This is a genomic window from Lysobacter hankyongensis, from assembly GCF_039543145.1.
In the GTDB taxonomy this organism is placed as follows: domain Bacteria; phylum Pseudomonadota; class Gammaproteobacteria; order Xanthomonadales; family Xanthomonadaceae; genus Lysobacter_I; species Lysobacter_I hankyongensis.
Genome location: NZ_BAABJE010000012.1, coordinates 145,633 through 163,991, shown reverse-complemented (window position 1 = coordinate 163,991; position 18,359 = coordinate 145,633). Strand labels below are relative to the sequence as shown.

The 18,359-nt window shown below is 68.2% G+C and carries 15 protein-coding genes; 5 read left to right on the top strand and 10 right to left on the bottom strand.

Annotated features, from left to right (window positions below):
* A partial coding sequence (locus ABD974_RS12305; RefSeq protein ID WP_345303633.1) for a DUF2058 domain-containing protein occupies positions 1–442 on the top strand: 442 nt, incomplete at its 5' end.
* A 202-nt stretch (positions 443–644) separates the two neighbouring features.
* On the opposite strand, the gene ABD974_RS12300 is transcribed toward ABD974_RS12305, so the two are convergent.
* From ABD974_RS12300 to ABD974_RS12260, 9 genes are all read right to left on the bottom strand, one after another.
* A complete protein-coding gene (locus tag ABD974_RS12300; protein ID WP_345303632.1) occupies positions 645–1,769 on the bottom strand; it encodes a DUF3472 domain-containing protein in 1,125 nt (374 codons plus the stop codon).
* 261 nt (positions 1,770–2,030) lie between these two features.
* Positions 2,031–3,185: a cupin domain-containing protein gene (locus ABD974_RS12295; protein WP_345303631.1), complete on the bottom strand. Its 1,155-nt coding sequence runs from the start codon at positions 3,183–3,185 to the stop codon at positions 2,031–2,033.
* Positions 3,186–3,189: 4 nt separating this feature from the next.
* On the bottom strand, positions 3,190–3,948 hold the full coding sequence (gene kduD, locus ABD974_RS12290; RefSeq protein WP_345303630.1) for a 2-dehydro-3-deoxy-D-gluconate 5-dehydrogenase KduD: 759 nt from the start codon (positions 3,946–3,948) through the stop codon (positions 3,190–3,192).
* 7 nt (positions 3,949–3,955) lie between these two features.
* Complete coding sequence (kduI, locus tag ABD974_RS12285) at positions 3,956–4,804, bottom strand: 5-dehydro-4-deoxy-D-glucuronate isomerase (protein WP_345303629.1); 849 nt, start codon at positions 4,802–4,804, stop codon at positions 3,956–3,958.
* Positions 4,805–4,953: 149 nt separating this feature from the next.
* Positions 4,954–6,021 carry a LacI family DNA-binding transcriptional regulator gene (locus ABD974_RS12280; RefSeq protein ID WP_345303628.1) on the bottom strand — a complete coding sequence of 356 codons (1,068 nt, stop codon included), beginning with the start codon at positions 6,019–6,021 and terminating at the stop codon, positions 4,954–4,956.
* Between the two features lie 75 nt (positions 6,022–6,096).
* Positions 6,097–7,380 carry a TRAP transporter large permease gene (locus ABD974_RS12275; protein ID WP_345303627.1) on the bottom strand — a complete coding sequence of 428 codons (1,284 nt, stop codon included), beginning with the start codon at positions 7,378–7,380 and terminating at the stop codon, positions 6,097–6,099.
* A 2-nt stretch (positions 7,381–7,382) separates the two neighbouring features.
* Positions 7,383–7,880, bottom strand: coding sequence for a TRAP transporter small permease (locus ABD974_RS12270; RefSeq protein WP_345303626.1), 498 nt, complete (start codon positions 7,878–7,880; stop codon positions 7,383–7,385).
* Positions 7,881–7,897: 17 nt separating this feature from the next.
* Complete coding sequence (locus tag ABD974_RS12265) at positions 7,898–8,905, bottom strand: TRAP transporter substrate-binding protein (RefSeq protein ID WP_345303625.1); 1,008 nt, start codon at positions 8,903–8,905, stop codon at positions 7,898–7,900.
* 10 nt (positions 8,906–8,915) lie between these two features.
* Positions 8,916–9,740 carry a 2-keto-4-pentenoate hydratase gene (locus ABD974_RS12260; protein WP_345303624.1) on the bottom strand — a complete coding sequence of 275 codons (825 nt, stop codon included), beginning with the start codon at positions 9,738–9,740 and terminating at the stop codon, positions 8,916–8,918.
* A gap of 129 nt (positions 9,741–9,869) precedes the next feature.
* On the opposite strand from ABD974_RS12260, the gene ABD974_RS12255 reads away from it, so the two are divergent.
* Both ABD974_RS12255 and ABD974_RS12250 read left to right on the top strand, forming a co-directional pair.
* On the top strand, positions 9,870–11,270 hold the full coding sequence (locus tag ABD974_RS12255; RefSeq protein WP_345303623.1) for a pectate lyase family protein: 1,401 nt from the start codon (positions 9,870–9,872) through the stop codon (positions 11,268–11,270).
* Between the two features lie 7 nt (positions 11,271–11,277).
* Positions 11,278–12,876 (top strand): carboxylesterase/lipase family protein, encoded by a 1,599-nt coding sequence (locus ABD974_RS12250; RefSeq protein ID WP_345303622.1) that lies wholly within the window; start codon positions 11,278–11,280, stop codon positions 12,874–12,876.
* A 290-nt stretch (positions 12,877–13,166) separates the two neighbouring features.
* Here ABD974_RS12250 and ABD974_RS12245 read toward each other — a convergent pair whose 3' ends face one another.
* Positions 13,167–16,052, bottom strand: coding sequence for a TonB-dependent receptor (locus ABD974_RS12245; protein ID WP_345303621.1), 2,886 nt, complete (start codon positions 16,050–16,052; stop codon positions 13,167–13,169).
* A 211-nt stretch (positions 16,053–16,263) separates the two neighbouring features.
* Between ABD974_RS12245 and ABD974_RS12240 the strand changes: the two genes are divergently transcribed.
* Both ABD974_RS12240 and ABD974_RS12235 read left to right on the top strand, forming a co-directional pair.
* A complete protein-coding gene (locus ABD974_RS12240; protein WP_345303620.1) occupies positions 16,264–17,307 on the top strand; it encodes a sugar kinase in 1,044 nt (347 codons plus the stop codon).
* A gap of 356 nt (positions 17,308–17,663) precedes the next feature.
* Positions 17,664–18,227, top strand: a complete 564-nt coding sequence (locus ABD974_RS12235) for an OmpO family porin (RefSeq protein WP_345303619.1) — start codon at positions 17,664–17,666, stop codon at positions 18,225–18,227.
* Positions 18,228–18,359 lie beyond the last annotated feature (132 nt).

Genomic DNA, 18,359 nt, shown 5'->3' with positions numbered 1-18,359 from the left:
GGGGAGCTCCTTCGGTGGGAACTCTACTTCCAAATGGATCGAATTAACGAGGACGCTTCACGACCGCGCGCTCGCCGCGGAACGCAAGGCGCAGGCGCACGCGGCCGAGCTCCGCGCCCAGGCGCGGCAGATCATCGAGGACAGGAAAGTCCCGCGCGCGGGCGACAGCGAATACCGCTTCACCGCCGATGGCGCCATCCGCACGCTGCTGATCGACGCGGATCTGCGGAAGAAGTTGTCCACCGGCGCGCTGGTGATCGCGCGTCTGGACGAACGCTACGAACTGTTGCCGCGCGCCGCCGCCGACAAGGTGCGGGAACGCGACGCGAGCATGATCGTGCTCGATCACGGCCAGGACGCGGGCGCCGAGCCCTCCGGGACAACCTCGGAAGACGATGCGTATTACGCGCAGTTCAAGGTGCCCGACGATCTGATCTGGTGATCGCGGGATCGGCTTCACTGCCCGGCGACGACATCGCGCCGAATACCTCCGAAAACGATTCAACGGCCCGGTTTTCAACAGTCGAAGACCGATCAGGCCACTCTGCCGAGAGACGCACGATCAGAATCGGCATGTCGTCGTTGCCGGCCTGATGGATCGAATGCGGAGCTCGCCGGGCGGGTGAGCGGAGCGTCGCTTGCGCTTACATCGCGGACGGCGCCTTCGGTGACGTCGCGGCCGCGTCCGGGGAGGGCGTTGCCGGCGGAGGGTCGGACGACGGCGGCACCTGCCGGCGAGGCGATTCGTCGTCCTTGTCGTCGCCGTTCTTCGCGGCATCCGGGGGCGCTGCGCCTTCGGACGCCTCCGTCGACGCGTCTACGGCCACCTCGGGCATGGGCGACCAGTAGAGGTGCGTGGTCGGCGGCGTCACGGCCGCGGGCGACAATGCGTCGAAGGCCTGCCGCAACGTCGCATCGGCGATCACGTTGCCGCCGAGAAACACCATCACCCCCGAGCCCGTCGGCGGAAAGGGGTACAGGCTCCACCAGTCGTCCGAGCTCGCCCCCAAGTCGCCCCCAAGCGCGCTGGCCCCCTGGGGGTCGGTGGGGCGCTTGCAATAGTCCGTGGGCGTGAACGCTTTGAGGTTGGCCGTATATTCGTACTGGCTTGCGGCCGGCATCCAGTTGAGCTGCGGCTGCGAGACGTAGAAGGCCGAGACCGGCACCTGGCCGCATTGCGGCACGGCGTCGCCGAAGTACTCGATGAAATTGGCGATGGAGTTGCCGGCGATCGATGTCAATCGCGGGTCCATGGCGAGCTTGCCCAGATAGACCGGTGCGGCCGCCCCCGACGCGGTTTCCTCGCTGATCGTGGCCGCCCACCAGGTCGCGCCAGCATCGCCAGTCGTTTTTTCGAGGTGCAGCCGGTACCAGCGATCGGCACGCAATGAATAGGGTTGCCGGCAGCTCATCCCGCTGCCTTCCCCACCGAAAACCGTGCATTTCGCCCCGGGTCCCGCACGCGCCGCGGTGGCATCCCAGAGCGAGTAGATCATCTGGCTGTTGCCCTGCGCATCGCGGTTGAAGCCCAGATAGCCGCCATGCGCAGGATCTTCGGTCCAGCTGAATTGCATCACCCACTGGGTGCCGTTGGCGGGCGCCAGGATCCACATTTCCTGGTCGATGGTCGAGATGGCGGCGGGGCTGGAGCCGGTGGTCCAGTTGACGTAGGCGTTCGACCATTGCTGCTGCCCCGCACGGGCCGGCGCGGCGAAGGCGATGAACAGGGCGCAGACGGCGCCTGCGATGCGGCGGTACGATCCTTTCATGCGCGTGCTCCATGAAGGGGCGAAGGCCCCCTTGAGATCCCAAACGCAATCGCATGCCGGAAGCGTCCATCCCTGCCCGTAACAGGTCGATCACGGCCGCATTGGGCCACTTCGCGAATGCCGACGGGTTCGTTTCCCGCGGCCGCCTCCGGCCGGGCGTCGAGGTCGGCGCGACGTCTGCCCGCGACCCCGCATGCGATTCGACCGCAGTCATGCGCCGCGGTCATGCACCGTGGACGGCGCGACGCGCTGTCGCGACCATCAGCGCTTCGTCGGATACACGATCAGGATCACCAGGTCGTCGTCGCCGGTCTGGTGGATGGAATGGGTGCTGCCGCTGCGGGTGAGCAGCGCGTCGCCCGCACTCACGTCATGCGACACGCCGTCGAGAATGTACCGGCCGCGACCGGAGAGGACGTAGTAGATCTCGTCGTGGTCGTGCGGGTGCAGGCCGATGCCCGCGCCCTTGTGCAGCGCGCGTTTGCGGAAGACGAATGGCATGTCCGGCGCGTCGGCGAAGAACGGGTATGCGATGGTGGTACCGGGACCGCCATGCGGGCCGACCTGCGGGCGCGCGAGGTCCGTGCCGTGCGCGATGGCGGAAGGATGCGGCTGCGCGGCGCGATCCGCGAGTGCGGTCGGGCGCGCGCCGCAGTCGGTGTCGCGCACCACCGTGGACGCCAGCGCGGGATCGAGCGCCTTCCAGCCGCCGACCACCAGACACGCCACCGCCACCGCGCCGCGCGCGTGGAAATGGGTGTCGTCGGTCTGCGCGACGTCGGGCGTGCGCGCTTCCGGTACGTGCATGAAGAACAGCTTCGACGGTTCGTCCCCGAGCGCGCGCAGCCAGTCCATGCTGCTGGCGTTGAGGTCGATCAGGCCGATGCGCTCGCGCGCCGCGAGATCGCGCACGGCCTGCGCGTACAGGCCGTGGGTGTCGAGCAGTTGGCCGCGATCGAACTTGCGCCGCGCCACCGGCGTGATCAGCAGCGGCGTCGCACCGCGTTCGCGCGCCAGCGCCACGTAGCGCATCAGCCAGGCCGGAAACGCGGCGCGCGGTTCGCTGTAGCGCGCAGGGTCTTCGATCTTTTCGTCGTTGTGGCCGAACTGGATCAGCAGCACGTCGCCGCGACGCAGATCCTTCGCGACCCCGTCCAGCCAGCCCTGTTCGATGAAGCTGCGCGCGCTGCGGCCGCTCTGGGCGTGATTGCGCACGTCCCATGCGCTCGGATCGAGGAAACTCTGCAGCGCCATGCCCCAACCCTCGCGCGGCGCGCGCTCGGGGCCGTAATGACTGGCGGTGGAATCGCCGGCGATGAAGACGCGACGGGGTGCAGGAGACAACGATGGTCCTGTCGCGGCTGCCGTCGCTGCGGACAGCAGCAGCACGACGCACGCGATCAGCCCGCGCACCATGGTCTTATCGCGCCAGCCAGCCACCGTCGACCGGAATGATCGCGCCGTTGACGTAGTCGCTGGCGCGGCTGGCGAGGAAGACCGCGGCACCGGCGAGATCCGACGGCGTGCCCCAGCGCCCGGCCGGGATGCGGTCGAGGATCGCCTTGTTGCGCTCGGGGTCTGCGCGCAATTGCGCGGTGTTGTCGGTGGCCATGTAGCCGGGCGCGATCGCGTTGATGTTCACGCCCTTGCCGCCCCACTCGTTCGCGAGCAGGCGGGTGATGCCGGCGATGCCCGATTTGCTGGCGGTGTACGACGGCACGCGGATGCCGCCCTGGAACGACAGCATCGAGGCGATGTTGACGATCTTGCCGCCGCCGTTGGCGATGAAATGCCGGCCCGCGGCCTGGCACAGGAAGAACGCGGACTTGATGTTCACGTTCATCACGTCGTCCCAGTCCTGCTCGGTGAAATCGACCGCGTCGGCGCGGCGGATCAGGCCGGCGTTGTTGACCAGGATGTCGAAACGACCGTATGCGTCGAGGGTTTCCTCGAGCATGCGCTGGACCGGCTCGACGCTGATCAGGTTGGCCTCGATGTCGATGAAGCGGCGGCCGAGCGCGCGCACGCGCGAGGCGGTTTCGGTGGCGGGCGAAATGCCGGCGACGGCGATGTCCGCGCCCGCTTCGGCCAGCGCCAGCGCGATGCCCTGCCCCAGCCCGGTGCTGCCTCCGGTGATCAGCGCGACCCGGCCGGTGAGATCGAAGAGTGCCGTGCTCATGCGCGCCTCACTTGAGTTGGCAGATGTCGAGCTGCTGCATGTCGGTGTAATCGAGGTTCTCGCCGCCCATGGCCCAGATGAAGCCGTAGTTGCGCGTGCCCGAGCCCATATGGATCGACCACGGCGGCGACACCACCGCCTCCTCGTCGCCGATCACCAGATGGCGCATGTCGGCGGGATCGCCCATGAAATGCATGACCTTCTGGTCGTCGCCCAGGCCGAAGTAGAAATAGACCTCGGAGCGGCGGTCGTGCAGATGCGGCGGCATCGTGTTCCAGACGCTGCCGGTCTTCAGCAGGGTCAGGCCGAGCAGCAGCTGGCACGACTGGCAGGTGGCCGGAACGATGTACTGGTAGATCGTGCGTTCGTTCGAGGTTTCCAGCGCGCCGCGTTCCAGCGGCACCGCCTGCGCGATCGAGATGTGCTTCGTCTCGTAGCGCGCGTGCGCCGGCGTGGAGAACAGATAGAAGCGTGCGGGATTCACCGGATCGGCGGACGCGAACGTCACTTCGGCGCTGCCCATCGGCACGTACAGCGCGTCCTTCGGTTTCAGGGTGTAGGCGACGCCGTCGACGGTCGCGATGCCATCGCCGTCTGCGACGTTCACCACGCCGAGTTCGCGGCGTTCCAGAAAGGGTTTGCCGGCCGCGGAGGCCGGCTGGGTTTGCACGGGCAACGAAAGCGTGGAACGCACCGGCGCGGCGCCGCCGACGACGATGCGTTCGTAATGGGTGTAGTTCAGGCGGACGGCATCGGCGACGAACAGGCCATCGATCAGATAGCGCTCGCGCAGCTGGTCGTTGCTGGCGCCGGCCATCGAGTCCGGATGGCAGGCGTGATAGGTCTTCTCGAACATCGCTTCCCCGCTGGGATGCCTTGGGTCCGGCCGAATCATAACCGGGTTCGGCGCGTTTTGACACCGGTTACCAGAAGATGCGTCCTGCGTCGTTTGCCCCCACCCCAACCCTCCCCCGCAGGCGGGGGAGGGAGCAGATCGCGGAAACGTCAGACGGCCTGCGGCGGCAGGCAGGAATCGCGGGCGACGAGATGTGGCGTGACCGCGGTCATCACCGCGGCCGGTGCGGCGTCCTGGGTCAGCAGCAGGCCGGCGGCCTGACGGCCGACATCGCGCACCGGCAGGCGGATGGTGCTCAGCGCCGGCCACAGCTGCGAGGCCAGCGGACTGTCGTCGTAACCGACCACCGACAGTTCGCCGGGGATCGAGATGCCCATGCGCTGCGCGGCCTTGTACACGCCCGCGGCCATTTCGTCGTTGCAGGCGAAGATCGCGGTCGGGCGATCCGGACGCGCGAGCAGTTGTTCGGCGCCGGCGACCCCGGATTCGAAGGTGTAGCCGCCTTCGTAGATGCGCTCCGGCGGCACCTGGATGCCGCGCTTCGCGAGCGCGTCGACGAAGCCTTCGCCGCGCTCGATCGACGAGCGATACCGCTTGGGGCCGGTGATCAGGCCGATGCGGCGATGGCCGAGCGATTCGAGATAGTTCGCGGCCTCGGCGCCGGCGCTGCGGTCGTGGGTGACCAGCATCCGCCCGGGTTCGTCCATCGCCACCGATGCGATCCGCACATAGCGGCAATCGATCGCGCGCAGCGCCTCGGCCAAGGCTTCGTCCTCCGACACGCGCGGAATCAGGATCACGCCGTGGAGTTTCTGCTGCTGCACGAAACGGCGGATGCCGTCGACGTAGCCCTCGCTCTTGCTGTCGCAGGGATGGACCACGAGTTCGTAGCCGGAATCGCGCAGCGCATCGAGCACGCCGTACTGGATGTTGACGATGTACTGCGCGGTGGGATTGTCGAACACCAGCCCGATCAGGAACGAACGCCGGAAGGCCAGGCCGCGCGCCTGCGGATCGGGCGCATAGCCGTATTCGCGCATCAGCGCATGCACCTTCGCGCGGGTATCGGGTTTGACCAGCGGGGAATCGTTGATCACCCGCGACACGGTTTTCTTCGAGACCCCCGCGAGCCGTGCGATGTCGTTGATGGTGGCCTTGCCGGGCACCGGCACCTTCGGGGTGCGGCTCGTCTTCGCTGCGGGGGTTTTGGCGGTCATGCCGGGATTATGGACCGAATCGACGCGCGCTGTCCTTCGGGACATTTTCCGCGGAGAACCTCGGCTCAGAACGCGTCAGTGCTTCAGGACCGCCGGCAACCACAGCGACAGCGACGGCACGAAGGCCACCGCCAGCAGCACCGTCAGCGCGGCCAGCCAGAACGGCCAGATGGTCCGCAGCGATTCGCCGATGCTGATGCGGCCGATCGCGGTGCCGACGAACAGCACCGAGCCCACCGGCGGCGTGACCAGGCCGATGCCGCCGGCGAGGATCAGCACCACGCCGAACTGCAGCGGATCGATGCCGTAGGCCTTGGCCACCGGCAGGAAGATCGGCGTGCAGATCAGGATCATCGGCGCCAGATCCATGAAGGTGCCGAGCAGCAACAGCACCAGCACGATCAGCAGCAGCACCATCAGTTTGTCGTGCGCGATCGCGCGCAGCGCGTCGACGGTCGCCGCCGGTACTTCGAGATACGCCAGCAGCCAGCCGAACGCGGCCGCGGCGGCGATCACGAACAGGATCGCGCCGGTGGTGCGCGCCGCGTGGGTCACGGTGTCGACGAACGACGCCCAGTTGAGCCGGCGATACGCGACGCCGGCCACCAGCAGCGCATAGACCACGGCGACCGCGGCGCTTTCCACCGCGGTGAAGATGCCGGCGCGGATGCCGAAGAAGATCAGCGCCACCAGCAGCAAGCCCGGCAGCGCGGCGACGAAGCGCTGCAGCAGCGCGGCGAACCCCGGGAAGGCCTCGGTGCCGTAGCCGGCCCGGCGCGCGAGCACGTAGGCAGTGACCATCATCGACAGCGTCATCAGCAGCGCCGGCAGCATGCCCGCGGCGAACAGATCGACGATCGACACGCCGCCGCCGGCCGCGGCCGAGAACAGGATGAGGTTGTGCGACGGCGGCACCAGCAGCGCGACCAGCGCCGCGGTGATGCTGACGTTCACCGCGTAATCCTTCGCGTAGCCGCGCTGGACCATCTGCGGGATCATCGCGCCGCCGACCGCGGACACGTCGGCGATGGCCGAGCCCGACACGCCGCCGAAGAACAGCGAGGACACGATGCTGACCTGGCCGAGCCCGCCGCGCATGCGTCCGACGAGCGCGCTGGCGAGGCCGATCAGGCGTTCGGAAATGCCGCCGCGCATCATGATTTCGCCGGCGAGGATGAACAGCGGAATCGCCACCAGCGACGCGGAACCGGCGCCTGCGGTGACCTGCTGCACCAGCACCAGCGGCGGCAGGTCGATGTAGAGCAGCGTCGCCAGCGCGGCGACCGCCAGCGAGAACGCCACCGGCACGCCGAGGGCGAGCAGCAGCGCGAAGACGCCGAAGAGGATCGAGATCGCCATGCTCAGCGCGCCTCCTGCGCCGCGGGCCGCGGGAGGCAGCGACCGAGCGCGAACACGACCATCAGCGCACCGCCCAGCGCCACCGGCGCGTACGGCAGGGTTTCCGGGAACGGCGCACCGGCGGCGCGCACGTCGACGCCGGCGAGGAACAGCCGCGCGGCCCACCACGCCAGCACCGCACCGAGCAGTGCGATCGTCAGTTTCGTACCGACGAACAGCGCGCGTTTCAAGCCGGGCGGCGCAGCATCGGCGAGCAGCGTGAACGCGAAGTGGCGATCGTTGTGGACGCCCGCGGCCGCGCCGAAGGACATCGCCGCGGTCAGCAGCACCAGCGTGACCGGCTCGGTCCAGCCCGGCGAATCGTTGAGCACGTAACGCGCGAACACCTGCCAGCCCTGCACGACGACGAGGCCGACCAGCGCGAGGGCGGCGAGCGCGATCGCGAGACCCGCCAGGCGATCCAGCGGCGTTGGCGACGAGATGACATTCGGCTCCGGCATCGTCGGCATTCCTCTTCTCAGGCGGCCTTGCGGATCGCGGCGTGCAGCGCGCGCAGTTGCGGATCCGCGAGCAGTTCGCGCACCAGCGGTTCGGCCGCGCGGCGGAACGCGGCGGCGTCGACGGTGTTCATGGCGACGCCCGCGGCTTCGAGCGCGCGGCGCGATTCGGCCTCGGAGGTGTCCCAGGCTTCGCGCATCACCCGCACCGAAGCGCGCGCGGCGTCGGTCAGCAGCGCGCGATCCGACGGTTTCAGACCGTCGAAGGTCCGCTTCGAGATCAGCAGCGCGTCCGGCGCGTACGAATGCGCGCTCTGCGACCAGTAGCGCGCGGTCTCGAAATGACGGCTGGCGTGGAAACTGCGCAGGTTGTTCTCGGCGCCGTCGATCAGATGCGTTTCGAGCGCCGAGAACACCTGGCCGTACGGCAGCGGCGTGGGATTGCCGCCGAGCAGACGGATCAGCGCGATGAAGATGTCCGACGGCGGCACCCGCAGCTTGAGGCCGGCGAGATCGCGCGGCGCATGCAGCGGCCTGCGGGTGTTGTAGAAGCAGCGCGCGCCGCTGTCGTACAGCGCCAGACCGATCACGCCTCGGCTTTCGAAGCCGCGCAACACCGCCGCGCCGACCGCGCCGTCGTGCACGCGGCGCTGGTGCGCCACCGAGTCGAAGGCGAACGGCATGCACAGCGCCCTGGTCAGCGGAAACGCGTTGTTCAACGCACCGGTGTACACGCGGGTGAAATCGATGGCGCCGTTGCGCGCCAGCTCCAGGGTGTCGGATTCGCGGCCGAGCTGGCCGGCGTGATACATGCGGATGCGCAGGCGGCCGCCGGTTTGGCGCTCGAGCGTTTCGCCCAGCCAGCGCACGGCGGCGACGGTCGGATAATCCTTCGGATGCACGTCGGTGGCGGTGAACACGCCCGCGGCGCGGCCATCGCTCGCGCCGGCACCGAACACCGCACCGGCACCGGCCGCGCACAGACCCTGCAGCACGCGGCGGCGTTGGCGATCGACGGCGGCGCTCATGCGTCGGCACTCATGCGTCGACCCTCGGCATCGCCAGGATCGCGACCACATCGATCTCGCAGATGCCATCGAATGCGACCCGCGCGGACTGTCCGGGCAGGATGTCGTGGATGCCGGTGGCCGCCCCGGTGGACACCAGTTGCCCCGCGCGCAGCGGCAGGCCCCGTTTCGCGCAGCGCGCGAGCGCGAAGCGCAGCGCGGCCATCAGGCCGCCGGCGATGTCGCTGGCGCGACCGTTGCCGACGACCACGCCGTCGATCGCGGTGGAACAGCGCAGGTCGCGTTCGGAGTCGCCCAGCATGCGTCGCCACTCGGGGACCACCGGCCCCAGGATCAGGCCCGCATTGTTGCCGAAGTCGGACACGACCACCGCGGGGCCCAGATCGTTGATGCGCGGCAGCGGGCTGCCGGCGAGTTCGACCCCGACCAGCAGCGTGTCGACCAGCGCCAATGCCTCGTCGTCGTTCCACACGGACTTGCCCGGTGGCGCGTCGGCGCCCAGCCGGAAGATGAATTCGGCCTCCACCGCGGCGAAACCGCCGTCGATGATCGGGAACGCCGCCGCCTGACCCGGCGCCGGGTGCTGCACGGCATCGGCGAAGATCGGACCGACCAGGCGTTCTTCGCCCATCCGCGCCAGCCAGACATCGGGAATCCTGCCGACCTTCCAGCCGGCGATGGGCGTCGGCCACAGCGCGATCGCCGCATCCTGGCAGGCGTAGCCAGCCGCCAGCGTCGGCGGCAGCGCGCCCGGGTAAACCGGCTGGGCCACGGCGCGCAGCCGGGCGCTCACCAGCCGCCGCGCGATTTCCCAGCTCTCGGCGTCGTCGCCCATCGCCCTGCCGTCCATATCCACCGCCACCCCTCGGATTGCCTGCCCGGATTCGTCGAAGGGAGTTGTATAGGAAACCGGTGTCATTGACAATCCGCAGTGCACGATAAGGCACCCCGGGAGGGACCAGAGATGACCCGCATCGCGTTCAAGACTGCCGCGTTGAAAACTGCCGCACTGAAGATCGTCGCCCCGAGGATCGCCGCAGCGTTGTTCGCCACCTTGCTGCCGGCATCGGCCACGACCGTCCTGGCCGCATCCGCTTCGCCTGCGGCGGCGACACCTGTCGCCGCACCGGCCTTTCCCGGCGCGCTCGGTTGGGCCGCGCACACGCCCGGCGGCCGCGGCGGCCGCATCCTCCGCGTCACCACGCTCGCCGGCGAAGGCCCGGGCTCGTTCGTCGAAGCGGTGAACGCGAAAGGCCCGCGGATCGTGGTGTTCGAAGTCGGCGGCGTCATCGATCTCGGCCTGAAGACCGTGAAGATCCGCGAACCCTTCCTCACCATCGCCGGCCAGACCGCGCCGCAGCCGGGCATCACCCTGATCCGCGGCGGCATCGACATCGCGACGCACGATGTCGTGGTGCGCCACCTCCGCGTGCGCCCCGGCGAAGCCGGCCAGCCCAAGCGCAGCGGCGTGGATTTCGACGCGATCTCCACCGTCGGCGCGCACGACGTGATCGTCGATCACTGTTCGCTGACCTGGGCCACCGACGAGAATCTGTCGGCCTCCGGCCCGCGTTTCGGCGGCGCGACCGCAGCCGAATGGCGCGATAACACCTCGCACCGCATCACCTTCAGCCACAACCTCATCGCCGAAGGCCTCGCGCATTCCAGCCACGGCAAGGGCGAGCATTCGAAAGGCTCGCTGATCCACGACAACGCCCGCGACATCCTGATCGTCGGCAACCTCTACGCGCACAATAACGAGCGCAACCCGATGTTCAAGGGCGGCAGCCAGGGCGTCGTGGTCAACAATCTGATCTACAACCCGGGCCAGCGCGCGGTGCACTACAACCTCGTCGCCGCGGAATGGGACGGGCATCCCTACGAAGACGGACGTCTCGCGCTGATCGGCAACGCGATGCGCGGCGGCCCGGATACGCCGCAGAAAGCCGTGTTCTTCATGTTCGGCGGCTCCGGCTGGCTCGATCTGTACCTGCGCGACAACATCGCGGTCGACCGCATCGGCCAGCCGCTGCCGATGCAGGGCAGCTACAGCACCGCACCGGTCGGCGTGCGCGCGCTGAAGACCTCGCCGCCGCTGCCGTTCGGCGTGACCCCGATGCCCGCGAAGGACGTGCAGGATGCGGTGATCGCCAACGCCGGTGCGCGGCCCTGGGATCGCGACGACATCGATCGCCGGATCCTCGCCGACACGATCGAAGGACGCGGCGAAATCATCGACAGCGAGCAGGAAGTCGGCGGTTATCCGAAACATGCGGAAACGCGGCAGGCCTTCGTCGAAGTCGACTGGGACCTGCAGACCATGGAACCGCTGAAACCCTTGCCGCGACGCGAACCGCTGCGCTGAGCCGGCGATGGATCGCACGCGCCGACGCGCGCTGCAGGCGGGGCTCGCACTGGCGGGCGCCGCGCTGTTGCCCGCGGCCGCGCGCGAAAGATCGCATCGCGCACCGATCGCATCGACCCGCAGCGGACGCGTGCTCGGCCTGCGCGATGCGGTCGACGGCGCCGCCGACGTGCTGGTGTTCAAGGGCCTGCCCTACGGCGCCGACACCGCGTCGACCCGCTTCCAGCCGCCACGCCCGGAGATTCCATGGCGCGGGGTGCGCGACGCCACCCGCTTCGGCATGCACGCACCGCAGAACGGCGAGCTCGCGCCCGGCGGCGAAGACTGCCTCGTGCTCAACGTGTGGACGCCGGCACTGCGCGACCGCGCGCAGCGGCCGGTGCTCGTCTACATCCACGGCGGCGCCTACAACACCGGCGCCGGCAGCGATCCGCTGTACGACGGCGTGCGCCTGTGCCGGCGCGGCGATGTCGTGGTGGTCACGGTCAATCACCGGCTGAATCTGTTCGGTTATCTCCATCTCGGCGAATTCGATACGGCTTGCGCGGATTCCGGCAACGTCGGTCAGCTCGATCTGATCGCGGCGCTGCGGTGGGTGCGCGAGCACGCCGCGGAATTCGGCGGCGACCCCGGCAACGTCACCGTGTTCGGGCAATCCGGCGGCGGCGCGAAGATCGCGACGCTGATGGCGATGCCGGACGCCGCCGGGCTGTTCCATCGCGCGATGACCATGAGCGGCCAGCAGGTCACCGCCGCGGGCCCGCGCGCCGCCGCGCAGCGCGCAAGCCTGTTCCTCGATGCGCTGGGACTCGCGCCCGACCGCCTCGATGCGCTGCGCACGCTGCCGATCGCGACGCTGCTGCAGGCCGCGAAAACCCGCGACCCGTCGCGCGTGGAAGACATGAGCCTGTATTTCGGGCCGGTGCTCGACGGGCGTCGCCTGCCCCGGCATCCGTTCCATCCCGATGCGCCGCCGCAGTCGGCGGGCATTCCGATGATCATCGGCAACACCCGCGACGAAACCCGCGCCTTCCTCGGCAACGATCCGGCGAATCACGCACTGACCTGGGCGCAGTTGCCGGAACGCCTGCGCCGCCATCAGTACGTCGATCTGCCGGTGGAGACGGTCATCGCCGAATACCGCCGGCTGCATCCGGACTGGACGCCCTCGCGGATCTTCTTCGCCGCCACCACCGCCGGCCGGTCGTGGCGCGGCGCGGTGCAGGAAGCCGAAGCGCGCGCGCGGCAGGGCGCACCGACCTGGGTCTATCAGCTCGACTTCCCCTCGCCGCTCGACGACGGCAGGTTCGGCGCGATGCACACGCTCGACATTCCGCTGGTGTTCGACACCCTCCGCCAACCCGGATCGCGCACCGGCGACGGCCCGGATGCGCAGCGCGTGTGCGATGCGATGAGCGGAGCCTTGCTCGCCTTCGCGCGCAGCGGCGATCCGAATCACGCCGGTCTGCCGCACTGGCCGCGCTACGACCTCGATCGTCGCGCGACGATGCTGTTCGATGTCGACAGCCGGGTGGAAGACGACCCGCGCGGCGGCGAGCGCAGGCTCTACGAGCGCGCGCCCTACGTCCAGCGCGGGACGTTCTGAACCAGATGTTCTGAACCAGACGTTCTGAAGCGGCGGCGCTGTCCGGCGATCAGCGACTTCGCGCCGATTTCAAAACCATGACCCGTCATCCTCGCGCCAGCGAGGACCCATGCATGACCGCGGCTGCAGCTTGGGTCCTCGCTGGCGCGAGGATGACGGCATTTCGCGGTGTCTCATCGCGAAGCGCGGCCATCGCCACACGGCGATCGCGCGAAAAAAAGGTGGTGCCGTCCACGCATCTTGGACGGCACCACCAAGGGGGATTCACACGAAAGGGGGAGGTTCCGGAATCAGAACGAATAGCGGGCACCGAGGAAGAACTGGCGGCCCGTGTGGTGATACACCGAGGCCCGATCGCCGTCGGAATCGACGAACTGGTCGTTGAACTCGTCGGTCAGGTTGATGCCTTCCAGCGTCAGCGCGAGCTTGTCGTTGACGTTGTAGGTGACGGATGCGTCGACGTTGAAGGTCTCGCGCTTGCCCTCGACATCGTTGCTGTTGCGGCCGGGCACCACCTGCAGATAGTCGTCGCGGTACGAACCCGATACGCGCGCGCTGAAGCGCTTGTTCTCGAAGTAGAGCGTGGCGTTGTAAGCGTTCGGCGACAGGTTCACGAGATTGTCGGTGACGAACAGGCTGCTGGTGGGCGAGATCGCGTATTCGATCTCGGATTCCACATGCGTGTAGTTCAGCAGCAGGCCGAGGCCGCTCCAGGCGCCGGGCAGGAACGAGAACGGCTGCTGGTAGTTGATCTCGAAACCGCGCAGCGGACCGCCGGGCGTGTTGACCGGCGAGGTGATGTCGAACGGCGTGTCCGCCGGCAGGCCGACCGGCGTCAGCAGCTCCAGCGGCAGACCGGTGGTATTGAACGGCCGGGTCTCGCGCAGGGTCTGGATGTAGGTGTCGATATCCTTGTAGAAGAACGCGACGCCCAGCAGCGCGTTCTCGGCGAAATACCACTCCGCGGACACGTCGTAGGTGGTCGCGCGGAACGGTTCCAGCATCGGATTGCCGGTGGTGATCGTGCGCAGCGTGGTGTTGACCGTGCCGCCCGGATTGAGGCTCGGCAACTGCGGTCGCGCCATCACCTTCGCCGCACCGAAGCGCAGCACGAGGTTGTCGCGCAGGTCCCACGCCAGATTCACCGACGGCAGCCAGTCGTCGTAGGCGTTCTTCACCACGACCTCGCTGCCGCCGCCGGTGGCGAGATATCCGGTGGCCGCCACGTCGGTGGAGGCATAACGCACGCCGACGTTGCCGCGCAGACGGCGACCGACGAAATCGGTGTCGAAATCCATCTGCAGATAGCCGCCCTGATCGGTCTCGCTCACGGCGAAATTGTTGCCGCGCGCGTTGCCGACCGTGATGCCGCCCAGCCGGAAATCGTCGCCGTCGCCGGAAGTGCCGGGGGTCGGATCGCAGTTGCAGTAGATGTTGAACAGGCGGGCGATCGCGTTGAGATCCGGAATCAGCCAGCCGTTCGCGTTGCCGCCGGGCTGGCCCAGGCCGGAACCGAAGCCGCTGAACGTCCGGGTGATGTCGGCCAGCGTCGTGCCCGCCGGCAACCCCGGCACGCGGGTCTCGTTGGTGCGACGGAATTCGAAGGTTTCGAAACCGTATTCCTTCCAGACCAGGCCGCCCTTGAACGAAATCGATTCGTTGAGATCGAAGATCAGGTTGAAGCGCGCGTTCTCGAATTCGTTGTCGGCGCCGAGCGGGCGGATGCGGATTTCCGAGCCCGTCGAATTCGCGGCCGGGCTGCTGATCCACTGCCATGCCGTCGGGCTGTTGACGTCGAACGGATAGGTGATGCGCGGCACCCGATCGTTGCCGCGGAAATCCCACGAATAGCCGTCGATGTTCTGGATGTCGAGGGTCACCGTGGTCTGGACCGGATTGCGGAATTCCGACTTCGACATGCCGGCCTGCGCGTTGAAGCTCAGGCGATCGGTGAGCCGCGTCTGCAGATCGAAACCGAGCTGGGTGAACGTGGTCTCGAGTTCGTCGAAACGGGATTCGGAACGCACGTCGACGTTGTTGAACACGCCGTAGACCAGATTGCCGTTGGCATCGACCTCGGCCGCCACCACTTCGGTCTGCGGCTTGCCGCCCTGCGCCGCGGTGCGGCTGAAGGAAATGGTTTCGAGGAAATCTTCCTGACGCGTGGCGTCGAGTTTCGAATACAGCGCGTCCACCGACAGCGTGGTGTCGTCGGTGATGCGGAACTGCAGGCTGCCGGTCACGCCGGTGCGCGTCTGCTCGTGGGTCAGGCGGCCGTAGCGTGGCAGACGCGGGTGGAACACGCCGGCCGCCATCGCGGTGTTGTAGGCGCTGACGTTCGCTGCGGTGTTGCCAGGGCGCGGAATGCCGGTGGCGCAGTTGGCGGCGGAAGCGCCGGGTGCGGTGGACGCCGGGGTCACGCCGACCGGGCTGCAGAAACCGCCCGACGCGCTGCTGGGCTCCCAGCGCACCGCGCTGAAGCCTTCTTCCAGCAGACTGCGCTCGCTGTAGGACACCGACATCGCGGCGCCGATGCGTCCGTCGGCCCAGGTGTTGCTGATCAGGCCAGAGATGCGCGGATCCCACTCGCCGGACAGATCGTTGTAGCTCATCTGCCCGTTCACGGTCGCGGTGAACTTGCGGTAGTCGAAGGGCCGGCCGGTGCGCAGATCGACGGTGGCACCGAGCGAGCCTTCGTCCACTTCCGCCGATTGGGTCTTGCGCACCGTGAGGTTGTTGAACAACTCCGACGCGAAGACGTTGAAATCGAAGCCGCGACCGCGATTGGCGCCGCCGGAGCTGTCGGTGCCGCCGGTGGTGGACAGCGCTTCCATGCCGTTGAGGCGGACGCGGGTGAAGTCGGGGCCGAGGCCGCGCACCGTGATCGAGCGGCCCTCGCCGGCATCGCGGTCGATCGACACGCCCGGAATGCGCTGCAGCGACTCGGCCAGATTCTGGTCGGGGAATTTGCCGATGTCCTCGGCGACGATGGCGTCGATCTGTTCGGCCGATTCACGCTTTTCGTCCAGCGCCTTGATCAGACTGGCGCGGAAGCCGACGACCTCGATCTTGTCCAGGTCGCCGCCGTCGGGCGCATCCTCCGCGGCCGGCGTCTGCTGGGCCGCCGCGGACAACGCGGTCAGCTGCAGCGCCAGGGCGATCGATGCCGCGAGCATGGTAACCGGTGTCTTTTTGCTGCCGTACTGCCTGTGCATTGCTTCCCCCTCACTGAAAATAGGCGAGATGACCGCGGTGCGTTCGTGTCTCAGGCCGGTTATGATGGCTCTTCTGGCCGCAAAAAATGACACCGCTGGCCAAAGCTAGCAAAAGACGGCGCCGGAAGCATGCTGCAACGCAGCAGCTCCGCCGCCCCACTCCGGAGGCCCCATGCGGCAGGTAGAAGGTCGGCAAGAAGGACGGATCGTATGCTTCGGTGAACTGCTGCTGCGGCTTGCGGCCCCGGGGCGGGAACGCCTGCTGCAGAGTCCGGCGCTGGACGTCCGCATCGGCGGCGCCGAAGCCAACGTCGCGGTGTCGCTGGCCCGCTTCGGACATCGGGCAACGCTGGCCGGCACGGTCGCCGACAACCCGCTGGGCGAGGCTGCGCTGGGAGAACTGCGCCGCCATGGCGTGGCGGTCGATGACGTCCATCGCCGACCGGGCCGCATGGGCCTGTATTTCCTGGCCACCGGCGCCGGCCTGCGCCCCAGCGAAGTGCTGTACGACCGTGCCGGGTCCGCCTTCGCGCTCGCGGGCCCCGAAACCTACGACTGGCCGCGCATGCTGACCGACGCGCGGGCATTCCACGTCTCCGGCGTAACCCCGGCGCTGGGCCAGGCCACCGCCGATGCCGCACTGGCCGCGGCGCGGGCGGCGCGAGCCGCCGGCGCGCTGGTGTCGTTCGACGGCAATTTCCGCGCGAAGCTGTGGGCCGCCTGGGACGCCGACCCGGGTGCGATCCTGCGCGAATTGATCGCCGAGGCGGATCTCGCCTTCGCCGATCATCGCGATATCGGCGTGGTGCTGGGCGAAGACGACACGCACGCCGACGAACCCAGCGCGCGTTTCGCCGCCGCCGCGGCGCGGGCGTTCGCCGCGTTTCCGCGACTGCAGCGCATCGTCACCACCGTACGCACCCAGCACAGCGTCGACGACCACGGCATGAGCGCGCTGATGGCGACCCGCGCGGGCGCGCTGCACGCGACGCCCACGCATGCGCTGCACGGCATCGTCGACCGCATCGGCGCCGGCGACGCCTTCGCCGCCGGCGTACTGCACGGTCTGCTCACGGGCATGGACGACGGCGACAGCCTGCGCTTCGGCCTGGCCGCGGCCTGCCTGAAGCACAGCGTTCCCGGCGATTTCAATCTCGTCGATCGCGAGGACGTGCTGGCGCTGATGCGCAGCGAACGCCTGGACGTGAAACGCTGAACGCGAATGCCCGCCGCGAGGCGATTTCGCACGGCGTCCGCGTACGACGACCCCGTGCTTCGCACCGCATCGACCGGGCGACCTCGAAACACTCCGGACCCGCATGCCTGCAGGGCTGCAGCGGGACTGCATGATGCGCGCCCGAGCTCGAAAGCGGTGAATTTGCCCCCCGAACAGACCCCCACGACTGTCGATGGCCGGCGCGCGTCGCTGAACGCTTCGCGAAAGTTCCCGCACCGACAAGTTCAGTATTAAGTATTCGTTATGCGGCGATCCTGAGAATGCGCCTCACCGGAGCGGTTTCCCCTCGTCTCTCTCGCCGCTCCGGCCCAATAACAACCATGAGGTCCTCTTTCATGAAGCGCACTCTTCTCGCCCTGACCCTCCTTGCTGCCCTCCCGTTCGCGGCCTCCGCGGCCGAGGGCGTCTCCTACAACTACGTCCAGGGCGGCTATGTCGCGACCGAAGCGGACGGCGCCTCGGATGCCGATGGCTACGGCATCGACGCATCGGTCGCCGTGCACGAGAACTTCCACCTCTTCGGGGCCTACACCACGCAGGATCTGGATGTGAACACGGTCTTCGACAAGGTCGACCAGTGGAAACTCGGCGTCGGCTACAACTACGGCATCACCGACAAGGCCGATCTGGTCACCCGCGTCGCCTACGAGAAGTTCGATGCCGGCAGCGGCTTCGATGTCGACGGCTACAGCGCCGAAGCCGGCGTCCGCGGCGCGCTGGGCGACAAGTTCGAAGCCTATGCGATGGCCGGTTACGAAGACTTCGAACAGGCCGACGGCGATTTCTACGGCCGCGTCGGCGCCCAGGTGAAGTTCAACGAAAACTGGGGCGTGAGCGGCGACGTCAAGTTCGCCGACGGCGACGCCCAGTGGTTCGTCGGTCCGCGCTTCAGCTGGTAACCCCACACGCTCCCCGGAGCGCGACGCACAGGTTCCCGTGCAGGGCAGGCGTCACCCTCGATGTACGCCTTTTTCGCGACCCCTCCCCTGGGTCGCCCTGGAAGCCCGGCGCAAGCCGGGCTTTCTTGTGTC

Bases quoted from the DNA above. Each gene is read 5' to 3' on its own strand.
- ABD974_RS12300 (WP_345303632.1), bottom strand. From the start codon at position 1,769: ATGAAAGGATCGTACCGCCGCATCGCAGGCGCCGTCTGCGCCCTGTTC.
- ABD974_RS12295 (WP_345303631.1), bottom strand. From the start codon at position 3,185: ATGGTGCGCGGGCTGATCGCGTGCGTCGTGCTGCTGCTGTCCGCAGCG.
- kduD (WP_345303630.1), bottom strand. From the start codon at position 3,948: ATGAGCACGGCACTCTTCGATCTCACCGGCCGGGTCGCGCTGATCACC.
- kduI (WP_345303629.1), bottom strand. From the start codon at position 4,804: ATGTTCGAGAAGACCTATCACGCCTGCCATCCGGACTCGATGGCCGGC.
- ABD974_RS12280 (WP_345303628.1), bottom strand. From the start codon at position 6,021: ATGACCGCCAAAACCCCCGCAGCGAAGACGAGCCGCACCCCGAAGGTG.
- ABD974_RS12275 (WP_345303627.1), bottom strand. From the start codon at position 7,380: ATGGCGATCTCGATCCTCTTCGGCGTCTTCGCGCTGCTGCTCGCCCTC.
- ABD974_RS12270 (WP_345303626.1), bottom strand. From the start codon at position 7,880: ATGCCGGAGCCGAATGTCATCTCGTCGCCAACGCCGCTGGATCGCCTG.
- ABD974_RS12265 (WP_345303625.1), bottom strand. From the start codon at position 8,905: ATGAGCGCCGCCGTCGATCGCCAACGCCGCCGCGTGCTGCAGGGTCTG.
- ABD974_RS12260 (WP_345303624.1), bottom strand. From the start codon at position 9,740: ATGGGCGACGACGCCGAGAGCTGGGAAATCGCGCGGCGGCTGGTGAGC.
- ABD974_RS12255 (WP_345303623.1), top strand. From the start codon at position 9,870: ATGACCCGCATCGCGTTCAAGACTGCCGCGTTGAAAACTGCCGCACTG.
- ABD974_RS12250 (WP_345303622.1), top strand. From the start codon at position 11,278: ATGGATCGCACGCGCCGACGCGCGCTGCAGGCGGGGCTCGCACTGGCG.
- ABD974_RS12245 (WP_345303621.1), bottom strand. From the start codon at position 16,052: ATGCTCGCGGCATCGATCGCCCTGGCGCTGCAGCTGACCGCGTTGTCC.
- ABD974_RS12240 (WP_345303620.1), top strand. From the start codon at position 16,264: ATGCGGCAGGTAGAAGGTCGGCAAGAAGGACGGATCGTATGCTTCGGT.
- ABD974_RS12235 (WP_345303619.1), top strand. From the start codon at position 17,664: ATGAAGCGCACTCTTCTCGCCCTGACCCTCCTTGCTGCCCTCCCGTTC.